Origin of the sequence: Nocardia arizonensis (assembly GCF_001310275.1) — a bacterium.
GTDB classification, from domain to species: domain Bacteria; phylum Actinomycetota; class Actinomycetes; order Mycobacteriales; family Mycobacteriaceae; genus Nocardia; species Nocardia arizonensis.
This window is the reverse complement of the sequence record NZ_LGYZ01000092.1, coordinates 106,265-126,512: the sequence shown is the minus strand read 5'-3', so window position 1 is coordinate 126,512 and position 20,248 is coordinate 106,265. Positions and strand designations below refer to the sequence as shown.

Genomic DNA, 20,248 nt, shown 5'->3' with positions numbered 1-20,248 from the left:
GCCCATCCTCATTCTCGTCGTTGTCCTGCATGCTTCCTCATTCGGTCCACCACACCGGCAATGAATTCGGCGACGGCATCCAATTCCGCCACATAGGCCAGGTAGTCGGGATGTCTCCCCGACAGTGTTTCGGAAATACGGTCGATCCGGTCGACCTGCGCATCGAGCACGGAGCCCCATTCCGCGACGAGTCCGCGGCTCACCGCGAGCATCTGCGCGTCCCGCAGCCGGAATCGTACGGCCTCTGCCTTGGCCCGCGGATCCGCGCGGACCTCACGCAGCAGCGCGAGCCGCTTGGTGACGGCATCGACCTGCTGTTCGGCCTCGGCCAGTTTGCCTCTGGCAGAAGTGGTCAGTTCAAGTGCGGACTCCGGGTTTTTCTCGGCCAATGCCGCACGCGCCCGCGCTAGGGCGGCGTCGGCGGCATCCATGGCTCGCTGGCTGTCCCGCTCATTGTTAGCCAAGTCGGCCGAACTCGCAGCGTTGAACTCGCGCAGCAGTGCCGAGTAGGCGGGCGCGAGTCCCGCGGCGCGGTTGCGCACCGCCGATGATCTGGTGTTCACCGAGGCCAGAGCGGTTTTCGCGGCGTCGAGCCGAGACGGGGCCTGCGCCAAGGCGTCAGCCAGCTCGCGGGTGGCCGCCTCGAGCCGGTTGGCGGCCTGTCGCTGCCCGCCGACACCCAGTTGCGGACCCGCGGCCTCGAGTGTGAGCAGAGCCTCATCGACCGCGGCCGCCCGCCGGGCCACCGACGGGTATGCCGCGTACTCCGAGTTCGCCGCCTGCCCCCGCACGCTCGCGGCGGCCGCCTTCACCTGCTGAACCAGTTGCGGCACCGAGGCGCGTATCGCCAGCGCCTCCTCGAGGACGGCTTGGTTGCCACGGTAGAACTCGTCCACCGCGCGCGCGGCCTCACCGAGGGCGCGGGTCACCGTGGCGGCGCGTTCGCGCCCCTGCGGTAGCCCGGTGTTGTCCCGCTGCGCCGCCTCCAGTTCGTCGGCCAGTGTGAGATACGCGCCCGAGGCGTCGTAGCAGCGGGCTCGCACCGCACCCCATGCCGTGCCGAAACCGCGTTCGGGAAACACCTCCTCGGAGGCGAGCACGGCGGCCTCGGCCGCGCTCTGTCGCCGGTCCATATCGAGGAACGCGTCCGCGAGCTGGGCCCGAGCCTGATCGATCCATTCGCTGTCCCGGGACGACCGGAACCAGCCACGCCTACGGCCTGCCACGCCCCGATGGTAGGTCGTGAACACGACCTCGCAGCGCCGAAGTCCGACCGCGCACCATAGGAGAAGGTCCCGTTCGCCGGGGGTTACCCCAGTTCCTACGCAAGTTCGCCGAAACCTACTACTGTCGTAACTCGTACCCGGCGATTCGGACATGCTGGGACCACAGACGGACTAGTTGAAAGGGAATCCCGCATGGGTGTCAGTTTGTCCAAGGGCGGCAACGTTTCGCTGACGAAGGCCGCGCCGAACCTCACCGCTGTATCCGTCGGGCTGGGGTGGGACGTTCGCACCACCACGGGCACCGACTTCGACCTCGATGCCAGCGCCATCGCCACCGGCGCGGACAAGAAGGTGGTCTCCGACCAGCACTTCGTATTCTTCAACAACCTGAAGTCCCCCGAAGGCGCCATCGAGCACGTGGGTGACAACCGGACCGGTGAGGGCGAAGGCGACGACGAGGTCATCAACGTCGACCTGGCCAACACCCCGCCGACGATCGAGAGCATCTTCTTCCCGGTCTCGATCTACGATGCCGAGACCCGTCAGCAGTCCTTCGGTCAGGTGCGCAATGCCTACATCCGCGTCGTGGACCGCAGCAACGGCAGCGAACTCGCCCGCTACGACCTCAGCGAAGACGCCTCCACCGAGACCGCCATGGTCTTCGGTGAGCTGTACCGCAACGGCGCCGAGTGGAAGTTCCGCGCCATCGGCCAGGGCTACGCCTCCGGCCTGTCGGGCATCGCGCGCGACTACGGCGTGAACGTCTAGGACGCGACCGGTTCGGCGCGGGAGGGGGCTCGGCGACGAGCCCCCTCCTCGCGCATGGCGACAACCGCGTCGGCGCAGGTCGGCGCATCGTTGGACATACGGCGGTTCAACGGCCACGCTGGTATCGATTTCGCCGATTCAGTTCCCAAGTAACGAAAGGTCCCCGCGTGGTCCTGCGTATTTTCGGCCTCTCCGGCGTCGTCACCGTGGTGTCGCTGGTTGTGGCACTGCTCTACGGTGGTCCCACGGCCCTCGTGTTGTGCGCCATCCTCGGCATTCTCGAAGTCTCGCTGTCCTTCGACAACGCTGTCATCAATGCCACCGTCCTGGAGCGGATGAGTGAATTCTGGCAGAAGATCTTCCTCACCATCGGCGTTCTGATCGCCGTCTTCGGCATGCGGTTGGTGTTCCCGCTTGCGATCGTGTGGATCACGGCCGGACTCGACCCGGTGCAAGCCTTCGACCTGGCACTCAACCCGCCCGCGAACGACGCGGCGTACTTCGCCGACGGCAGCCCCAGCTACGAGACACTGCTGACCGACGCGCACCCGCAGATCGCGGCGTTCGGCGGCATGTTCCTGGCGCTGCTGTTCCTGAACTTCATCTTCGAGGAGCGCGAGATCACCTGGCTCAGCTGGCTGGAGAAGCCGCTGGCCAAGGCGGGCAAGCTGGATATGCTCTCGGTCGTCGTCGCCGGTACGGGCTTGGTGCTGGTCGCCGAACTCATCGCCCACGAGGACGAGCGCGCGACGGTACTGGTCGCGGGACTGCTCGGCATGATCACCTACATCGCCGTCGACGGACTCGGTTCGATGTTCCACACCGAGGAGAACGAGGGCGGCCCTTCGGAACTGGTGAAGGCGACCGGTAAAGCGGGCTTCTTCCTGTTCCTCTACCTCGAGGTCCTCGACGCCTCCTTCTCCTTCGACGGTGTGATCGGCGCCTTCGCCATCACCTCGGACCCGATCATCATCGCGCTCGGCCTCGGCCTCATCGGCGCCATGTTCGTCCGGTCCATCACCGTGTTCCTGGTGCGCAAGGGCACCCTGTCGGAGTACGTGTACCTCGAGCACGGCGCCCACTGGGCGATCGGCGCGCTGGCGGTGATCCTGCTGGTGTCGATCGGCGTGCACATCAACGAGATCGTCACCGGTCTGGTCGGTGTCGCGTTCATCGGCGCGGCGTTCGCCTCCAGCATCATCCGCAACCGCCGCACGGGCGATGCGGACGAGGTCGAGACCAAGACGGTGCAGACCCCGGTAGGCTGATCCGCGGCACGCAGCCGACGAACCGTGGTGGCAGCGGCCCCGTCCCCCCGACGGAACCGCTGCCACCTTTTCTTTTCTGGCACAACGATTCACGAAGGGGGACCGCGCCGATGAGCCAAGCCGGGGGCGTCAACCTGGCCAAGGTGACCCTGTCCAAGGCGACACCCACCATCAACCTCACCAAACCCGGTGAGTCACAGGGGGTGATGCGGGTGAACCTGAACTGGTCCAGCGGTCCGCGCGGATTCTTCCGCCGCGTCAAGCCCGTCGACCTCGACCTCGGCTGTCTCTACGAACTGGCCGACGGCTCGAAGGGCGTGGTGCAGGCCATCGGCAAGAACTTCGGGTCGCTCGAGGCCGCGCCGTATATCCGGCTCGACGGCGACGATCGCAGCGGCGCCGACAGCGCGGGCGAGAACATGCACATCGACCTCACCCGACCCGAATTGTTCAAGCGCATACTGATTTTCGCGTTCATCTACGAAGGCGTGCCGAACTGGGCCGCCGCCGACGGCGTGGTGACCCTCTACCCCTCGCAGGGCCCGCAGGTCGAGGTGCGGTTGGATTCCCCGGTCAACGGTGTACGGTCCTGCGCTGTGGCGCTTTTGCAGAACAACGGCCACGGCATCACGGTGAGCCGGGAAGTGAACTACATCGACGGCACCCAACGCCATATCGATCAGGCATACCAGTGGGGTATGCAGTGGCACAGTACGACCAAGTAGCTCAAGGGTTTCCGGCTCGCGCGGGTTGATCCGCTGCGAGCCGCGGGTCCGCCGTGCGTCCCCCGGTGTCGAGGTGCGACGCGGCGGTGGACAACGGCCGCACCCCGCGCGGTTCGACCCGCACGAACACCACGAACAGCACCACCAGTAGCAACGCGCGCCCCCAGACGCCGAACTGCACGACGCTCTGCACCGCCTCCACCGGGTCGCCCACCGTGATCGCGTGGAAGTACCGGAACACCCCGACCCCGACCGCGGCATCGGCCAGCAGGTATCCGCCGATCAGCGACCACGGCACCGCGAGCAGCACCAGGAACGGAATCAGCCACAGCGTGTACTGCGGCGAATGCACCTTGTGGAACAGCAGGAATCCGCACAGCATCGCGCCGCTGACCCCAACCCACGGATAGCCGCCCGTCACCGAGTACCGGCGCCACCCCAGCCACATCGCCAATGCGAACGATGCCAGGATCAGCGCGGGCGAGGCGATGGAGACGGTCTGCTGGAACGCCGATTCGCTCTCGGCATCGGTCCCGAACAGCGGCCGCAGGCCCCAATACCAGATGGAATTGGTGGTGATGTCGGCCTGGCGCATCTGCTGGAAGGTGATGGAGGCGCGCCACCCGTCGTATCCGGCCAGCGCGAACGGCAGGTTCACCGCGACGATGGTGACCACGGCCGCCGCCGCGCTCAGCAGGGCGCCGCGCACATCCAGCGGCCGCATCTCCGCGCGCGACCGCCCCCGGGTCAGGACGTAGACCGCGAGCGGCAGTACGAAAATGCCGGGGTAGAGCTTGAGACAGAAACCGAGTCCGAGCAGGACCGCGGCCACGATCCCCCTGGTCCTGACCGAATACCGCGGCAGGTAGACCATGACGTACACCGCGCCCACCGCCGCGCACACCACGGGCAGCTCCCAATTGTGGAAGGCGTAGAGCACCAGCGGCGGACCCGCCGCCCACAGCAGCGCCGCCCGACCCGCCATTCGAAACAGCAACCAGGCGGTGAGCAGGGCGAACGGCGCGAGGATCAGCGCCGAGTAGGCCAGGAATTGGGCGTCGTTGTCCGCCCCGAGCGCGCCCAGCCACATCAGCACGCCGCTGAGCACCGGATATTCGACCGCGCCCCCGGTCAACGTGCCGTCGTCGGTGATCCCACCGTCGATATAGGGAAATACGTGCCGGTCGATATCGCGGCCGAGCCACAGCAGCTGTATATCGGAATAACAGACATCGGAATCCTTGATCACGTCGAAGACCACGCTGCGGCCGTTCTCCTCGAACGGCGCGCTCGCGCAACGGGCCTTGTTCGCATATCCGAATGCCAGGGTGAGCCCGCACAGCAGTAGGACCGCTGCGGCGAATAACCTGCGGCGGGCCACTGCTGACATGGAATCCACCCTAGAGCAGGGCGGATTTCGAAGGTGACGGCCCGGTCATGTAGCCTGTTCGGGTTGCTGACGCAACGACCCTCCTGCCACGGACCGTCCGTGGCCGTTTCCTAGTCCACAGGAGGTGATTGGTCCGTGCGTCATTACGAAGTGATGGTTATCCTCGACCCGAGCCTGGACGAGCGCACTGTTGGTCCGTCGCTGGACAGCATGCTGAACGTCGTGAAGTCCGAAGGCGGCAAGGTCGACAAGGTCGACATCTGGGGCCGTCGCAGGCTCGCCTACGAGATCCGCAAGCAGGCCGAGGGCATCTACGCGGTGGTCGATCTCACCGCGACCCCGGCCACGGTGAGCGAGCTCGACCGCCAGCTCGGACTGAACGAGTCGGTGCTGCGCACCAAGGTTCTGCGCCACGACAAGTAGTCCTCACCACCTCGTGCGCGTCGGTGCCTGGCTCTAGGCTCGAGCGCGACGAGCGAGTGTAGGGCGGACTGCACCCCGAGCAGGAGGAACCACATGGCAGCAGGCGATACCGTCATCACCGTCATCGGTAATCTGACGGCCGATCCCGAGCTTCGATTCACGCCCGCGGGCGCCGCGGTGGCGAATTTCACCGTGGCATCGACTCCCCGCGTTTTCGACCGTAATACGAACGAATGGAAAGACGGCGAAGCGCTTTTTCTGCGCTGCAACATCTGGCGTGAAGCCGCGGAAAATGTCGCCGAAAGCCTGACCCGAGGCGCCCGCGTGATCGTGAGCGGTCGACTGAAGCAGCGCTCCTACGAAACCCGCGAGGGTGAGAAGCGCACCGTCTTCGAACTCGAGGTCGACGAGGTCGGTCCCTCCCTGCGTTACGCGACCGCCAAGGTCAACAAGGCCAATCGCAGCGGTGGCGGCGGTGGTGGATTCGGATCCGGCGGCGGCAATTACGGCGGCGGCTCCGGCGGCGGCGGTAATTCCAACGCTTCCTCTAGTGGTGGCGGCCGATCCGGCGCCGACGACGATCCGTGGGGCAGTGCGCCCGCGGCGGGCTCCTTCGGGGGCGGCCGCGTAGACGACGAACCGCCGTTCTGAGAACGGCTCACATCGGTCCGCTCGACCGGACCAACACATGTAATGGAGTAACAGACCATGCCTAAAGCGCCCGCGCGCGAGAAGGTGCTGAAGAAGAAGGCGTGCTCTTTCTGCAAGGAGAGCAAGGCCGGTACCGTTTCGATCGACTACAAGGACACCACGCTGCTGCGCAAGTACGTCAGCGACCGGGGCAAGATCCGGGCCCGCCGGGTCACCGGCAACTGCGTACAACACCAGCGCGATATCGCTGTCGCCGTCAAGAACTCCCGTGAGGTGGCGCTGCTGCCCTACGTGTCGACGGCTCGCTGAGAAAGGGAGACACGCACATGAAGCTGATTCTGACTGCTGATGTCGACAACCTCGGCGCCCCCGGCGATACGGTCGAGGTCAAGAATGGTTACGGCCGCAACTACCTGCTGCCCCGCGGCCTCGCGATCGTCGCGACCCGCGGCGCCCAGAAGCAGGTCGAGGGCATCCGCCGGGCCCAGGACGCGCGGCGGGTGCGCGACCTCGACCACGCCAACGAGCTGAAGCAGGCCATCGAGGGTCTGGAAGCGGTCACGCTGAGCGTGAAGACCGCGGGTACCGGCAAACTGTTCGGTTCGGTAACCCCGTCCGACGTCGCCGCGGCCATCAAGTCCGCGGGTGGGCCCGTGGTCGACAAGCGCAGCATCGAACTGCCGAAGTCGCACATCAAGACCACCGGTAAGCACCGCATCGCGGTGCACCTGCATCCTGATGTGGCCGCCAAGTTCGACTTGCAGGTCACGGCCGCGAGCTGATCCCCGGATCTCCGCGGCGCTGAGCGATTCGCATCGGTCCAGGACCACTTCCGTGTTCGGCACGGAAGTGGTCCTCGGCTGTGCCCGCATGTCGTCGGCCTGCCATTCGGAAAATTAGCGACATATTTGCCGGAAGCCTCGTGGCTATGCGGACCCGCGTTCGGGTATGCACTGGAACACAGTCGGGCGAATCCGTTGTGCGTTCTACCTCCCGTTATTCGGCCTGTGGATTACCGACGAAACCGACCGATCGAAATGTGATCCAGCTCATACTCCGTCTACGCGCCGTTAACCCAACACGCCCGACTGTTCAACTTGACCGACACGCCGAGAGTTCCTTAATCCACACGTGGATAGATGTCTAAATCGCTATCTATCTGCAAGTTCGATGTATCCGACCTGGTTTTTCCCCAAGTTGTACACAGGGGGTGCACACGGTTGGGTAAACAGTCCCCAGGTTATCCACAGGTGTGTACACAACCGAGGTTGGCGCGTCCGTCTCGCGTCGCCTAGGTTCGTCGCATTGTCGTGAGCGAACCGGGGGACACCGGGTTCGGGGCAACTCATGACGGTTTGCTGGATCCGGGGTACAGGCGGCCGAAATGTGTCGGTACCCGGTAGTAGAACTATCCCGGGCAAGAACCCGCTCCGGGCGTCGAACCCGATCGTGGGGCAGAGAGGACGGTCGAGTCTGGTGACAACCACCGATGACCGCGGGCACGTCGACTATCCGCCCGATCCTCCCGGTGAAGATTTCGGGCGCCAGCCGCCGCACGATATGGCCGCCGAGCAGTCGGTGCTCGGCGGCATGCTGCTGAGCAAAGACGCCATCGCCGATGTCGTGGAAGTCATTCGGCCCGGCGATTTCTACCGCCCGGCGCATCAGGCCGTCTTCGACACCATCCTGGACCTGTACGGTCGCGGCGAACCCGCCGACCCCGTCACCGTCGCCGCCGGTCTCGACCGCCGCGGCGAACTCAAACGCATCGGCGGCGCGCCCTACCTGGTCACCCTCACCCAGACCGTCCCCACCGCCGCCAACGCGGGCTACTACGCCGAAATCGTCGCCGAGAAGGCGATCCTGCGCCGCCTCGTCGAGGCGGGCACCCGCATCGTCCAATACGGCTATGCAGGCGCCGACGGCCAGGACATCGCCGAAGTGGTCGACCGCGCCCAGGCCGAGGTATACGAGGTCACCGAACGCCGCGCCACCGAAGACTTCCTCCCACTCGAGGAACTCCTCCAACCCACCATGGACGAAATAGATTCCATCGCCTCGCGCGGCGGAATCTCCCTCGGCGTCCCCACCGGCTTCACCGAACTCGACGAACTCACCAATGGCCTGCACCCCGGCCAGATGATCATCGTCGCGGCGAGACCCGGTGTCGGCAAGTCGACCCTGGGAATGGATTTCATGCGGAGCGCTTCCATCAAGCACGGGTTGGCGAGCGTCATCTTCTCGTTGGAGATGAGCCGGACCGAGATCGTGATGCGATTGCTCTCGGCCGAGGCGAAGATCAAACTCGGGGATATGCGCTCGGGCCGGATGAGCGATGACGACTGGACGAAACTGGCGCGGCGAATGAGTGAGATCAGTGAAGCGCCGCTGTTCGTGGACGATTCACCGAATCTCACCATGATGGAGATCCGCGCCAAGGCCCGGCGACTCAAACAGCGCCACGACCTCAAACTCGTCGTCGTCGACTACCTCCAGCTGATGACCTCCGGCAAGAAAGTCGAATCCCGCCAGCAGGAAGTCTCGGATTTCTCCCGAAATCTCAAACTCCTCGCCAAGGAACTCGAAGTCCCCGTGGTAGCCATCAGCCAGCTCAACCGCGGCCCCGAACAACGAACAGACAAGCGCCCCATGGTCTCCGACCTGCGCGAATCGGGATGCCTGCCCGCGTCGACGCGGATTCTGCGCGCCGATACCGGTGGTGAGACCACACTCGGGGAACTGATGGCCAGCGGCGAGCAGCCGCTGGTCTGGTCGCTGGACGAGCGAATGCGCCTGGTGGCCCGGCCGATGGTGAAGGTATTCCCCAGCGGCCGTAAGGAGGTCTTCCGCGTACGGCTGGCTTCCGGGCGCGTCGTGGAGGCCAGCGGCAACCATCCGTTCCTGACGGTCGACGGCTGGATTCCGCTGGAGAAACTGTCGAAAAACGACCGCGTCGCGATCCCGCGTGCCGTACCCGAACCGGCGAATACCACCGTCATGGCGGATGCCGAGATCATCTCGCTCGCTCACATGATCGGCGACGGATCATGCGTCGCCCGCCCGCCGGTCAGGTACCACGAGAAGTTCGTTCCCTCCGCGATATTCGCGTTGCCCAACGATCAGGTCGCCTTGTTCCTGAAACATCTCTGGGCGACCGATGGGTCGGTTCGATGGGATGCTCGCCACCGGCAGGCCCGGGTGTACTACGCCTCGACCAGCCGCCGATTGATCGATGACGTCGCCCAGCTCCTGCTGCGTTTCGGAATCCACAGCCGAATCGAGCGCGTCGGCGAACAGGGCCGTAGTGATCGCTGGCGTCTGCTCATCGACGCGGCCGCGAACCAGACGATCTTCCTGCGAGATATCGGAGTGCACGGCGCACATGGCCGATCGGCCGACACCGCGCTGGCGGCTCTGCGAATCGTCGCGTCCGATACCGATGTCGACACCGTCCCGAAGGACGTGCGCTCGACAGTGCGCACCCTGTTGGCCACGAAGCACATGACCCACCGCGAGTTCTCCTCCGCGATCGACTCTCGTTCCCGCGGCAGCACCGGATGGAAACACGCACCGAGCCGCGCGCGCCTGGCCCGTGTCGCGGCGGTTCTCGACGACGCCGACATCGACATGTTGGCGACGAACGACGTCCACTGGGACCCCATAGTCGAGATCACCAGCCTCGGCGAACAGGATGTCTACGACGGAACCGTCCCCGGCACCCACAATTTCGTGGCCGACGGCGTCGCCGTGCACAATTCCCTGGAACAGGACGCCGACATGGTCATCTTGTTGCACCGTCCCGACGCCTTCGAACGCGACGATCCGCGGGGCGGTGAAGCAGACCTCATCGTCGGCAAACACCGAAACGGCCCCACCGCCACCATCACCGTCGCCCACCAACTCCATCTCTCGCGGTTCGTGGATATGGCGCGGGGGTGAGAAGCTGCCGCTCGCGGCAAATGTTGGGACAGATGGGCACAATGTTGGGATGTTGGGACGCGGACCTGCGGTTTTGCGGTCGTTGAGACGAGGGCATTCTGATACGCGACAAACCCAGCAGGACAAGGTCAAGCTGTCACCGGCCGGATGTGCGGCGAGAGCTGCGGCGCTGTGACTGCCACAAGGGCATCCAGGGAGGTATTGGCGAAGGCCGCTCGGCAGGCCGGGCTCGAGCTGCATCGACCGGAGGTGATCCGCGAAGGATCCCACACCATTTACCGGGTTGGCGACATCGTCGCGCGGATCGGCAAGTCCGGCAGTCTGAACGAGGCCGCGCGGGAACTGCGAGTTTCGCAGTGGCTCAACAGTTCCGGCATCCCAACCGTGGAGGCGGTATCGGAACTGCTTCAACCGATCGTTGTCGACGACCGACCCGTCACCTGGTGGCACCTCATCCCGGACCATCGACCGGCCACACCCACCGAGCTCGGAGCCACACTACGGGTACTCCATTCGTTGGCACCGCCGGCCGATCCCGACCTGCCGAGATACGACCCCTTCGGTGATCTTCGCGCCAGGTTGGCGACTGCGGGCACGGTGGACGATGGTGACCGAACGTGGCTGCTGACACGCTACGACGAGCTGCGTGAACACTATGACAATCTGCCGGATCCCCTACGGCTCACGGTGATTCATGGCGATGCCTGGCAAGGCAACCTGGTCGTGCCGCCATCGGGTATTCCGACGGTGCTGGATCTCGACAAGGTGTCACTTGGCCGTCCGGAATGGGATCTCGTGCAACTGGCCGTCGACTACACGGACTTCGCGAGAATCCCCGACGCCGACTACCTGTCCTTCGTTGACGCCTATGGTGGCTACGACGTCACGACCCGGCCAGACTTCCGCGTCTTCGCCGACATCCAGGAACTCAGATGGGTCGGTTTTGCCCTTGAACGCGCCTGTGCGAGCAAAGCCGCTGTGAGTCAGGCCAATCATCGAATTGCATGCCTCCGGGGAGCAGTGCCGCTGCCGTGGCAATGGGAAGCGCTGTAAACGGTGGCAGTGTGGCGAGTACTGAACGACGACAGGGCGAGCTACCGTCGATTTTTCCGACTCCGCACCACAACAACGTAGGGATCTTGGTGCTAGCGCCGCGCGATGGTGCCGATTGTGCGGTTCTCGCAACAGATCTGCTTCCTGAACTGTCCTTCTTCACCTACACCGCCCAGTTCTTCCCTCGCTGGACCTACGTCCAGGCTGGCTCGGCCGAAGGTGAGCTGGACTGCATCTCGGCGGACGCAGGGTGTCGAAGATGAAGTGGGGCAAGAAAAATTCCCCGAGACCGGAAAGCAGGTCGAGGACCGCACCGCCATCGTGTACAACCCGAAGGTCATCATCGCCGGCATCCCGGAGGACGCCGAACGTTACCTGCTCGGATCCCGCTCGGCGTTGGCGTGGATCATCGACCGTTACCAAATCAAGACTGACTCGGTGTCGGGGATCGTGAACGACCCCAACGACTGGTGCGACGAACGCAGCGACCCGACCTACATCGTCGACCTGATCAGTCGGGTTACGACGGTCGCAGTCGAGACGATGAGAATCGTATGCCTGGTAGCGTGCGCTACATAGAACATACGTTCGAGCACAGGAGTGATATATGAGTCTCGAAGGCGCTCGAAACGCGCCGATGGTTCTGCCCAGCCATCCGACGAGTTCTAAGCTGTCTGTCATGGGTGATGTGGACGCGAATGAGCATGTGGCTCTCCTCGCCCTTCTCGACGAACGGCCTGGAAAGATGACGTGGTCAGCGATCGCCTCCGAGGTGGCCCTGCGCGGCTCAGCGATTGCGCTCTGGGACGAGATTCATCCGGCAGCCCTCGATGGCATGAGCGACGATCGCGACCGGCTCGCGCGCGCCTGCGAAAACCTTGATGCGTGGCGCAACTCGGACTTCGATCTGGTGACGGTCTTAGACCCGGAGTATCCGGTCTCTCTGCGAGAAATCCACCAGCTACCGCCGATCTTGTTCGTCAAGGGCAAGCTGCACCCCGAAGAGATCGGTGTGTCTGTAGTTGGGTCGCGGGCAGCGACCGACCGCGGGATATCCGTGGCGACCCATGTTGCCCGTGGCCTCGCGGATCGCGGCATCTCTGTCCTGTCGGGCCTGGCCGCGGGAATCGACACCGCAGCTCACACAGCCGCCATTGAAGCCGGTGGTCGTCCGGTCGGCGTGATCGGAACCGGTATCAACAAAACATATCCGGCCGCAAACCGAGACCTGCACGCGCAGGTTGCCGCCCACGGCGCGCTCATCTCGCAGTTCTTGCCCGATGCGCCACCTCAACAGCACAATTTTCCTATCCGAAACGCGACAATGTCTGGTTTAGGACGCGCATCGGTTGTGATCGAGGCCGGTGAGCGCAGCGGTGCGCGCATCCAGGCCCGTCTGGCCATCGATCACGGGCGACCCGTAGTCCTGACCGATCTCGTCGTGCGCACGACGAGCTGGGGGAAAGCCCTAGTTGGCCGACCCGGCGTCCACGTCGCTGGGAGCACTGCAGAGGTCATGAACATCGTCGAACGCGTGGTCGCGACTGACCTCGGTCGATCAAATGTTCCGACACTGATTCCCAGTCCGGCTGGAAATGAAAATTTGGGCTAACCTTGGGCGCAACCGATCCTAAATCGCTACTTGTCCAACTAGCGGGCGGATACCTCCGTAACACGATCAGGGAACCACAAGTCACCTGCAGTGTATGCGCAACGCCAACTTTCGGATATTTGAAATGCTATAAGTGCAACGCCATCAAGTCGATGCCCGATATCGCCACCGTGGTGGCGCCGCTTGTATATGCGGTTTCTGGCGCGCAATCCGGCACCCTGCTGCGCCACTACAAAGATGACATATCCCCTGCAGCACGGAAGAGACATACCGCAATTCTGACGCTCGTGCTGTTCAACGGAATCACGCTCCACGAACGGTGCATTGGGGTCGCCGCAGGCGTACCCGTCACACTCAGGGTGACCATCCCCTCCCTCAGCGGTCGGCGCGGTGTCCACCCGTTCACGGCCATATCGCACGACATCGGGGCGATTACCGATGCCGTTCAGCTCGTACCAGCACCGACTTCGACGTCTGACCGGGTAGTAGTGCCAACACAGTTCGCCCTCAATCCGCCGACCAACCTCGCTGGGCACCACGTGCTGGTTCTCGACGATACCTGGACGACTGGCGCTAGAGCTCAATCAGCTGCGATGACGTTGCGGGCCGCAGGAGCGAGCGCCGTCAGCATCATGGTCGTCGGCAGGTGGATCGAGCCTGGCTTCGGTAGTAATGCAGCGTTCATTCGCGAGCGACTCACGACCGACTTCGACCCTGATCGTTGTCCCGTCACAGGTGACTCGTGCCCGAGCGCGCAGTGAGGTTCGGCCACACGAGCTGATGGGTCCACGGTCGGGGATGAGTGCCCTGGGTTTCGAACGCCGTTCCGGTGGTGGGCAGGGCTGGGCCATCGTCTGGATACGGCCGGTCGCTGGTGTGGCAATGGGAAGCGCTGTAAACGGTGGCAGTGTCGGGGCGAGTACGGACGGGTGGTGTAGGAGGGATGGTCACCGCTGATCCGGTTTCGCCGCTCGGCCTATTCGCGACGCCAGTGGCCACGGCTTTCACCGGGCGAGCGTTTTCCGCCGCTGACGGTATGAGCTGAGCAAATCTTGTCGCGGGTGGCGCTGCCGACGGCGGTAGCGCTGAGCGCGAGCTGCGGGCGCGGTCTCGGGCGAGCGAGCCTCCGGGACGGATCGCATGATGTGTCTTCTATCGCACTGGAGTAACGCGTAGGGCCGGTACCACGACGTGTTCGGTGAACATGGCCCTCGGGGGGGCCTTGTCCGTCCGTGTATCGATCGATGGATTGGGGATGACGGCATGGCCTTCGGTGAGTACCTCGTGAAACCTCGGGCGTTTCTCGCACAGCACAAGATCGCCTCGGCTGTCGCCGCGCCCGCGGCGTTGGGGTTGGCGGCTGTGGTGGCGGGTTCGCTGGTGTTGACGACCTCGCACCCGCGGACCGCGGATACGCGGCTAACGACCTCGGTGACCGAGTGCCGGGACATGGTGACGATCTCGGTGGCGGGGCGGGGGGACACGCCGGTCGAGGGGACGACCAGGATGCTGGTCGACGCCAATGGGAACGAGTTGCCCGCGGCGATGGCGGGAGATCACAACAGCGAGTGGGTGGACCCGGTGGTCAACGCGCCCGCGGGCGCCGTCGATCCCGACGCCTACGCCGCCATCTATATCGCCTATCCGGCGAATATGGACAGCTACGAGGACGCGGTGAACACCGGCGTTCAGAACACCGAGCGGGTCATGCGGGAGATCGCGCAGGCATGTCCTGACACCCGGTTCTCCATCGTCGGCTACAGCGAGGGCGCCGATGTGGTGCGCCGCGTGGCCAAGCAGATCGGGAATCAGCAGGCGGGGGCCGACGGCGGCTACGGGATCGTCGACCCGGACGACGTTGTCGGCGTGGTGATCCTCGCCGATTCGGGGCGCTCGGCGGATGAGGGACCGTTCCCGGGCGCGAAGGACCCCTACGGCAGCCCGGACAATTTCGACCAGAAGTACCAGACCGGCATGGACGCGGCCTCGGGTCGGGGCGCGCTGCCCGGCAACAGCGGCGACTTCGGCGCGCTGAACGGCAAGATCGCCTCGTTCTGCTCCGACGGCGACCTCACCTGCGCCGCGCCGCAGAACATCTCGCTGCTGCAATTGGCGGTCAACGTCGGCAGGCAGTTGAACGTGGACGGCCTGGAGAAGGAGGGGCTCACGCCCGCGACCGGTCAGGACGTCGCGGTCACGCTCGGCAAGATCGCGCTGCTCGCTTTCGCCGACATCCAGTCGCAGGACAATTGGATGGCCGGTGACGAGACCTTCCTCGATGTGCTGCTGCGGGTGTCGGATCCGGCGTACAAGCCGGGTGAGGCGAAGAAGACGCCCGCGAAGGCGGACACGATCGCCTCGGATCAGATGTCGCCGCTGGCCTACCTGCCGCAGAAGGTGTTCAACGAGATCGTCGGCCTCATCGTGACGAATCAGAACACGATCCCGGTGATCATGAGCGACCCGTACCAGCTGACGCTCGGACCGAACCACACCGGGCATCATTTCGACTACTGGCAGGATTCCGACGCCGCCGACGGCAAACCGCTGACCTCGGCCGAATACGCGGCCGCGTGGCTGACCCATCTGGCGAAGCAGGCGCAGGCGGGCGAGCCGGTCGACAAGTCGGCCAAGCCGGATCAGACGGATTTGGCCGCGGTGCAGCGGGCGGCGATCGAGAGCACGACGAAGCCGTCGGCCTCGGCGCGGCCGAGCACCACCGCGCCGTCGACCATCGCGAAAGCCACGACCACCACCGCCAAGCCGACGACCACCGCGCCGAACACCACCGCGCCGAACACCACCGCGCCGAACACCACCGCGCCGAGCACGACCGCGCCCACGACGACGGCCCCGATGACGACGACAACGCCGCCGACCACGCCCGCCGCGCCGAAGAACGAGACCACCGACGCGACGACGCCGCCCGCACAGGGTCCGGCCCGCAATTCCGTCGCAGCCGAGTCCCCGGCCGCGATCACCGCCGCGCCCGCGACCCCGACTACCACAACCACGGAATCCGTACCACCGTCGCCCACCCGGTAACCCCGCGCCGACCGCGCACCCGTCCCGGCCGTTCCGGGTGGGTGCGCGAGCGCGGATCACGCCCCCGGTCGAGCACGGCTGTCGACCGCGGGCCCGAGAGACCGGGTCCGCACGAGCAGCTATGCGCGGTGCGGCCCGCCACGGCGCGGTCGATGCGAGCGCACGCTCACTACCGAACGCGACCCCTGAAGGTGCGGCGCAGATCGCTGACCCACTCGTCCGGTATCTCCCACGGAATGAAATGGCCGCCGCGATCGTGCGCGGTCAGCTCGACGTGGTTGTACCAATCGGCGCGATCGCTGTCGAGGAAGTGCCGGACGCGCTGGTCGGTGCGCACACCGGGCGGATTCTCGTACCCGACGAAGGTGACGCCGGTGGGCGCTTCGATGGGCGGCCGCCTGTCGTGCGCGGGCCGCCACGGGTAGCGGTTGTTGTTGGCGTAGGTGCGGATCGAGGTGCCGATGCTGTTGGTGACCCAGTAGATGGTGGCATGGGTGAGCAGTTCATCGGGGGTGAAGACGGTGTGGATGTCGCCGCCGCAATCGCTCCAGGCGGTCCAGCGTTGCAGCAGCCAGGCCAGCATGCCGACCGGCGAGTCGGTCAGACCGTAGGCGAGGGTGCTCGGCTCGAGGACCTGCACGGCCAGGTGCACGGCGAAACGGCGTTCGAGTTCGACGACCCTGGCGTGGGTTTGCGCCGGCAGTCCGGGCGGAATCGGCTTGCCCCCGCTGAGATCCCAGGCGCGGTCGCCGTCGAATAGGGTCAGCTTCTGGCCGGAGCCGATGTGGATGCCGTACAGCTCGTCGGCGTACTTGTGGCCGAGCTGGCCGGTGACCAGCGCGCCGACGTCGCATCCCGCGGCCGCGTATCGCCGGTGCCCGAGCACCTCGGTCATGAGGGTGTGCCACACGTCGGCGACCTTCCAGAAGTTCATGTCCGGCCGGTCGGGCAGCGGCGTGGAGAAACCGAAGCCGGGGAAGGACGGCACGATGACCTCGAACGCTTCGGCCGGATCGCCGCCGTGCGCGCCGGGATCGGCGAGCGGTCCGATGACCTTGGACCAGTGCCAGAAGGTCCAGGGCCAGCCGTGGGTGAGGATGAGCGGGACGGGGTCGGGGCCGACGCCGGGGCGGCGCAGGAAGTGCACGGGAACGCCGTCGATCTCGACGCGATGATGCACATCGGCATTGATGACGGATTCGACTGTCCGCCAGTCGTATTCGGTCCGCCAGTATTCGGCGAGCGCCTGGAGGCGGACACGGTCGACGCCGTAGTGGCCGTCGCGGTTGCCCGCGTCGTCGGGCCAGCGGGTGCGGGCGAGACGGTCGCGCAGGTCGTCGAGCACCGCGTCGGGTACGTGGATCGGGTACTGGGCCAAAGGTTCTCGGGGGGTGTCGTGTGCCACCTCGCGGCTCCCGTTCGTCGCGCCGATGCGGCCGCGCGCCACATCGCATAAGCAATTTACATAAGTTACTTAAATAAGTCACCCGATATATTCGGCGGGTGGACGAGACGACTCCCGACCTCGACGCCGATGCCTTCGCCGAGGCCATCGAGCGCTTCAATCGCTTCTACATCCGCCTGCCCACCACGGAAACGCTGCCTTTCACCACACTTTCGGTCCTCGACACCCTCGCCGCGAGCCCGCACCCACTGCGCCTGTCCGAACTCACGCGCACCGAACAGATCACCCAGCCCGCGATCACGCAGCTGATCACCCGGCTGGAGCGCGACGGTCTCGTGCGACGCCGACCCGATCCGACCGACGGCCGCGCCGTGCTGGTACACCTCACCGAGGCCGGACGCCGTGTCGGACGCGCCCGCCGCCGCGATCGCCTGCGCCATCTCACACCGCTGCTGGCCGAATTGAGCACCGAACAGCGCCGCGCCCTGGCCCGCGCGCTGCCCGCACTGACCCGGCTGGCCGAACTCGGCCGCCGCTGAGGAGGGACGATGACAGACGACACACCCACGACCGACGTGGGCGCGGCCTACGACGCGGTCGCGGAGCTGTACCTCGAAGTCACGCGCGGCGTGCTCGCGGCGCAGCCCTTCGACCGCGCCATGCTCGATACGTTCACCGAAAAGGTGGGCGCGGGTCCGGTGGCCGATCTCGGCTGCGGACCGGGCCGAATCACCCGCTATCTCGCCGATCGCGGACTCGAGATCACCGGCATCGACGTGTCGGCGCGCATGATCGAACTCGCCAGGCGCGACCATCCGGATCTGGATTTCCGCGAGGGCTCGGTGGAGCGGCTCGATTTCGCCGACGGCTCGCTGGCGGGAGTGATCGCCTGGTACTCGCTTATCCATCTTCCGCCGGCCCGGGTGCCGGGAGTGTTATCCGAATTCGCCCGGGTACTCCGTCCGAAAGGGCTCGCACTGCTCGCCTTCCAAGCGGCCGAGGAATCGGTCGACGCCTTCGACCATCGGGTGACACTCGCCTACCGTTGGCCGCCGCAGCGACTCGCCGAGTCGGCACGCGACCACGGATTGCACGAGGTGTGCCGGATGATACGGAGACCGGATACGGATGAGCGGTTCGCGCAGGCATATCTGTTGATCTCCAAGGATCAGTGATTCCCTGGGTCACCGGACTACGGATCACCGCATTCCGAAGTCGCCGTTTCCGAATCGCCGAACGGTGCTCTCGCGGTCGTGCGTGCCCATCCGACAACGTGGTCGATCAGCCATCCGAATACCCACCACCGCCAGGGGGCGACCATCCCATGGAGTTCGTGTCACCGATCGATGCCTTGTTCCTACTCGCCGAATCCCGCGAGCATCCCATGCACGTGGGCGGGCTCATGCTGTTCGAACCACCCGAGGACGCGCCACGGGATCAGCTGCGCGGACTGCATGAGCGACTCCTGCGGCACGACGGTTTCCATCCGACCTTTCGCAAGCGTCCCGCGACCCTGTTCAGCACCCCGCAACTCGCCTGGACCAGCGATAACGACATCGATCTCGGTTATCACGTGCGCCGCGCGGCGCTGCCGGGGCCCGGCGGGCCGCGACAGCTGCTGGATCTGACGTCCCGACTACACGGCTCCCTGCTGGACCGGCACCGTCCGCTGTGGGAGATGCATCTGATCGAAGGGCTCGCCGACGGCCGGTTCGCGGTATACACGAAGATGCATCACGCGCTCATCGACGGTGTGTCCGGTCAGCGGTTACTGCGCCGCGCCATGACCGAGGACCCGGCCTCGGCCCATCTGGGCGCACCGTGGAATCCGCCGCGGGCGCGGCGTCCCGAACCGCAGGCGTCGCCGGGGTCGAGGAAGGGTTTCGCGAAGCAGTTGTGGCACACCGCCGCCGCGGCGCCCGCGCTGGTGCGCACGATCGGCGACGCACTGCTGCGCCAGCAGTGGGCGATGCCGTTCGAGGCGCCGCGCACCCTGTTCAACGTGCCGATCGGCGGCGCGCGTCGGGCGGCGGTGCGCTCGTGGCCGCTTGAGCGACTCGAACAGGTGGGCAAGGCGACCGGGGCGACGCTCAACGATGTCGTGCTGGCCATGTCCTCGGGCGCGTTGCGCGGCTATCTGGCCGAGCGCGACGCCCTGCCGGACAAGCCGTTGATCGCGCTGGTGCCGATGTCGCTGCGCGGGCACGACGATATCGAACCCGGCGGCAACAAGGTCTGCGCGATCCTGTGCAATCTGGCCACCGATATCGCCGATCCGCTGGTCCGGCTGGCGACCATCCGGGAGTCGACGCGGCGCAACAAGGAGGTCTATCACGGCCTGTCGCCGGTGCAGGCGATGGCGCTGTCGGCGCTGATGCTGAGTCCTGTCGCGATGTCGCTGCTGCCCGCGCTGACCTCGGTGGCCGCACCCCCGTTCAACCTCATCATCTCCAATGTGCCCGGACCGCGCTCGCCGCTGTACTGGGGCGGCGCCCGGCTGGATGCGGGCTATCCGTTGTCGATTCCCTTCGACGGCCAAGCCGCCAACATCACGCTGACCACCGTCGGCGACAACCTCGATTTCGGCATCGTGGGATGCCGACGCAGCGTCCCGGAGTTGGACCGGCTACTCGGACACTTGGAGAACGGACTTGCCGAGCTGGAGGAATCGATCTGATCGCGCACCGCGAATGTCAACCTCTATTCCGATAAAACTAGAACGTGTTACTGTCTGAATATGGTG

General features: G+C 65.5%; 19 protein-coding genes and 1 pseudogene. 17 read left to right on the top strand and 3 right to left on the bottom strand.

The genetic code is table 11. The annotated features are described in order from the left end of the window. Nucleotides 1–8 precede the first annotated feature (8 nt). Complete coding sequence (locus APZ21_RS22610) at nucleotides 9–1,226, bottom strand: hypothetical protein (RefSeq protein WP_239476767.1); 1,218 nt, start codon at nucleotides 1,224–1,226, stop codon at nucleotides 9–11. 192 nt (nucleotides 1,227–1,418) lie between these two features. On the opposite strand from APZ21_RS22610, the gene APZ21_RS22605 reads away from it, so the two are divergent. The 3 genes from APZ21_RS22605 to APZ21_RS22595 all read left to right on the top strand — a co-directional run bounded on the left by APZ21_RS22605 (nucleotide 1,419) and on the right by APZ21_RS22595 (nucleotide 3,987). Beyond that, nucleotides 1,419–1,994, top strand: a complete 576-nt coding sequence (locus APZ21_RS22605) for a TerD family protein (RefSeq protein ID WP_054815299.1) — start codon at nucleotides 1,419–1,421, stop codon at nucleotides 1,992–1,994. Nucleotides 1,995–2,161: 167 nt separating this feature from the next. Next, entirely contained in the window at nucleotides 2,162–3,262 is a 1,101-nt protein-coding gene (locus APZ21_RS22600) for a DUF475 domain-containing protein (RefSeq protein WP_054815298.1), read from the top strand. A gap of 110 nt (nucleotides 3,263–3,372) precedes the next feature. Next, nucleotides 3,373–3,987, top strand: coding sequence for a TerD family protein (locus APZ21_RS22595; RefSeq protein ID WP_054815297.1), 615 nt, complete (start codon nucleotides 3,373–3,375; stop codon nucleotides 3,985–3,987). A 1-nt stretch (nucleotide 3,988) separates the two neighbouring features. Here the strand turns inward: APZ21_RS22595 and APZ21_RS22590 are convergent, their stop codons facing one another. After that, entirely contained in the window at nucleotides 3,989–5,377 is a 1,389-nt protein-coding gene (locus APZ21_RS22590) for a glycosyltransferase family 87 protein (RefSeq protein WP_082393380.1), read from the bottom strand. Between the two features lie 135 nt (nucleotides 5,378–5,512). Here APZ21_RS22590 and rpsF point away from each other — a divergent pair, with 135 nt between their 5' ends. The 11 genes and pseudogenes from rpsF to APZ21_RS22545 all read left to right on the top strand — a co-directional run bounded on the left by rpsF (nucleotide 5,513) and on the right by APZ21_RS22545 (nucleotide 16,100). Further along, the gene (rpsF, locus tag APZ21_RS22585) at nucleotides 5,513–5,800 is read left to right on the top strand and encodes a 30S ribosomal protein S6 (protein WP_054815296.1); all 288 of its coding nucleotides are present in this window, start codon (nucleotides 5,513–5,515) and stop codon (nucleotides 5,798–5,800) included. A 93-nt stretch (nucleotides 5,801–5,893) separates the two neighbouring features. Continuing rightward, nucleotides 5,894–6,451, top strand: a complete 558-nt coding sequence (locus APZ21_RS22580; protein WP_054815295.1) for a single-stranded DNA-binding protein — start codon at nucleotides 5,894–5,896, stop codon at nucleotides 6,449–6,451. Between the two features lie 57 nt (nucleotides 6,452–6,508). Next, nucleotides 6,509–6,760, top strand: coding sequence for a 30S ribosomal protein S18 (gene rpsR / locus APZ21_RS22575; RefSeq protein ID WP_054815294.1), 252 nt, complete (start codon nucleotides 6,509–6,511; stop codon nucleotides 6,758–6,760). 17 nt (nucleotides 6,761–6,777) lie between these two features. Next, nucleotides 6,778–7,233, top strand: coding sequence for a 50S ribosomal protein L9 (gene rplI / locus APZ21_RS22570; RefSeq protein WP_054815293.1), 456 nt, complete (start codon nucleotides 6,778–6,780; stop codon nucleotides 7,231–7,233). Nucleotides 7,234–7,927: 694 nt separating this feature from the next. Further along, nucleotides 7,928–10,390: a replicative DNA helicase gene (locus APZ21_RS22565; RefSeq protein WP_054815292.1), complete on the top strand. Its 2,463-nt coding sequence runs from the start codon at nucleotides 7,928–7,930 to the stop codon at nucleotides 10,388–10,390. Between the two features lie 201 nt (nucleotides 10,391–10,591). Next, a complete protein-coding gene (locus APZ21_RS22560; RefSeq protein WP_239476766.1) occupies nucleotides 10,592–11,443 on the top strand; it encodes a phosphotransferase enzyme family protein in 852 nt (283 codons plus the stop codon). Beyond that, complete coding sequence (locus tag APZ21_RS35775) at nucleotides 11,395–11,706, top strand: type ISP restriction/modification enzyme (RefSeq protein ID WP_307588035.1); 312 nt, start codon at nucleotides 11,395–11,397, stop codon at nucleotides 11,704–11,706. Before APZ21_RS22560 ends, APZ21_RS35775 begins: the two co-directional genes overlap by 49 nt. After that, nucleotides 11,691–12,022, top strand: a pseudogene (locus APZ21_RS35770) (type ISP restriction/modification enzyme); the annotation flags it as partial. The gene APZ21_RS35775 and the pseudogene APZ21_RS35770, both read left to right, overlap by 16 nt. Nucleotides 12,023–12,050: 28 nt before the next feature. Further along, nucleotides 12,051–13,055, top strand: coding sequence for a DNA-processing protein DprA (locus APZ21_RS22550; protein ID WP_204249138.1), 1,005 nt, complete (start codon nucleotides 12,051–12,053; stop codon nucleotides 13,053–13,055). 152 nt (nucleotides 13,056–13,207) lie between these two features. Next, the gene (locus APZ21_RS34315; protein WP_156371262.1) at nucleotides 13,208–13,816 is read left to right on the top strand and encodes a ComF family protein; all 609 of its coding nucleotides are present in this window, start codon (nucleotides 13,208–13,210) and stop codon (nucleotides 13,814–13,816) included. Between the two features lie 502 nt (nucleotides 13,817–14,318). Continuing rightward, the gene (locus tag APZ21_RS22545) at nucleotides 14,319–16,100 is read left to right on the top strand and encodes a cutinase family protein (RefSeq protein ID WP_054815288.1); all 1,782 of its coding nucleotides are present in this window, start codon (nucleotides 14,319–14,321) and stop codon (nucleotides 16,098–16,100) included. A 169-nt stretch (nucleotides 16,101–16,269) separates the two neighbouring features. Here APZ21_RS22545 and APZ21_RS22540 read toward each other — a convergent pair whose 3' ends face one another. Further along, a complete protein-coding gene (locus APZ21_RS22540; protein WP_174553606.1) occupies nucleotides 16,270–17,505 on the bottom strand; it encodes an epoxide hydrolase family protein in 1,236 nt (411 codons plus the stop codon). 98 nt (nucleotides 17,506–17,603) lie between these two features. Here APZ21_RS22540 and APZ21_RS22535 point away from each other — a divergent pair, with 98 nt between their 5' ends. The 3 genes from APZ21_RS22535 (at nucleotide 17,604) to APZ21_RS22525 (ending at nucleotide 20,182) form a co-directional block, all read left to right on the top strand. Beyond that, the gene (locus tag APZ21_RS22535; RefSeq protein WP_054815287.1) at nucleotides 17,604–18,044 is read left to right on the top strand and encodes a MarR family winged helix-turn-helix transcriptional regulator; all 441 of its coding nucleotides are present in this window, start codon (nucleotides 17,604–17,606) and stop codon (nucleotides 18,042–18,044) included. A 9-nt stretch (nucleotides 18,045–18,053) separates the two neighbouring features. Beyond that, nucleotides 18,054–18,680, top strand: a complete 627-nt coding sequence (locus APZ21_RS22530) for a class I SAM-dependent methyltransferase (RefSeq protein ID WP_054815286.1) — start codon at nucleotides 18,054–18,056, stop codon at nucleotides 18,678–18,680. 149 nt (nucleotides 18,681–18,829) lie between these two features. Beyond that, complete coding sequence (locus APZ21_RS22525; RefSeq protein ID WP_054815285.1) at nucleotides 18,830–20,182, top strand: WS/DGAT/MGAT family O-acyltransferase; 1,353 nt, start codon at nucleotides 18,830–18,832, stop codon at nucleotides 20,180–20,182. Nucleotides 20,183–20,248 lie beyond the last annotated feature (66 nt).

What these genes read in the sequence shown, in the direction of transcription:
- rpsR (WP_054815294.1), top strand. Translation starts at nt 6,509, where the DNA reads ATGCCTAAAGCGCCCGCGCGCGAGAAGGTGCTGAAGAAGAAGGCGTGC.
- APZ21_RS22580 (WP_054815295.1), top strand. Translation starts at nt 5,894, where the DNA reads ATGGCAGCAGGCGATACCGTCATCACCGTCATCGGTAATCTGACGGCC.
- APZ21_RS22550 (WP_204249138.1), top strand. Translation starts at nt 12,051, where the DNA reads ATGAGTCTCGAAGGCGCTCGAAACGCGCCGATGGTTCTGCCCAGCCAT.
- APZ21_RS22530 (WP_054815286.1), top strand. Translation starts at nt 18,054, where the DNA reads ATGACAGACGACACACCCACGACCGACGTGGGCGCGGCCTACGACGCG.
- rplI (WP_054815293.1), top strand. Translation starts at nt 6,778, where the DNA reads ATGAAGCTGATTCTGACTGCTGATGTCGACAACCTCGGCGCCCCCGGC.
- APZ21_RS34315 (WP_156371262.1), top strand. Translation starts at nt 13,208, where the DNA reads ATGCCCGATATCGCCACCGTGGTGGCGCCGCTTGTATATGCGGTTTCT.
- APZ21_RS22545 (WP_054815288.1), top strand. Translation starts at nt 14,319, where the DNA reads ATGGCCTTCGGTGAGTACCTCGTGAAACCTCGGGCGTTTCTCGCACAG.
- APZ21_RS35775 (WP_307588035.1), top strand. Translation starts at nt 11,395, where the DNA reads ATGCCTCCGGGGAGCAGTGCCGCTGCCGTGGCAATGGGAAGCGCTGTA.
- APZ21_RS22595 (WP_054815297.1), top strand. Translation starts at nt 3,373, where the DNA reads ATGAGCCAAGCCGGGGGCGTCAACCTGGCCAAGGTGACCCTGTCCAAG.
- APZ21_RS22525 (WP_054815285.1), top strand. Translation starts at nt 18,830, where the DNA reads ATGGAGTTCGTGTCACCGATCGATGCCTTGTTCCTACTCGCCGAATCC.
- APZ21_RS22590 (WP_082393380.1), bottom strand. Translation starts at nt 5,377, where the DNA reads ATGTCAGCAGTGGCCCGCCGCAGGTTATTCGCCGCAGCGGTCCTACTG.
- APZ21_RS22605 (WP_054815299.1), top strand. Translation starts at nt 1,419, where the DNA reads ATGGGTGTCAGTTTGTCCAAGGGCGGCAACGTTTCGCTGACGAAGGCC.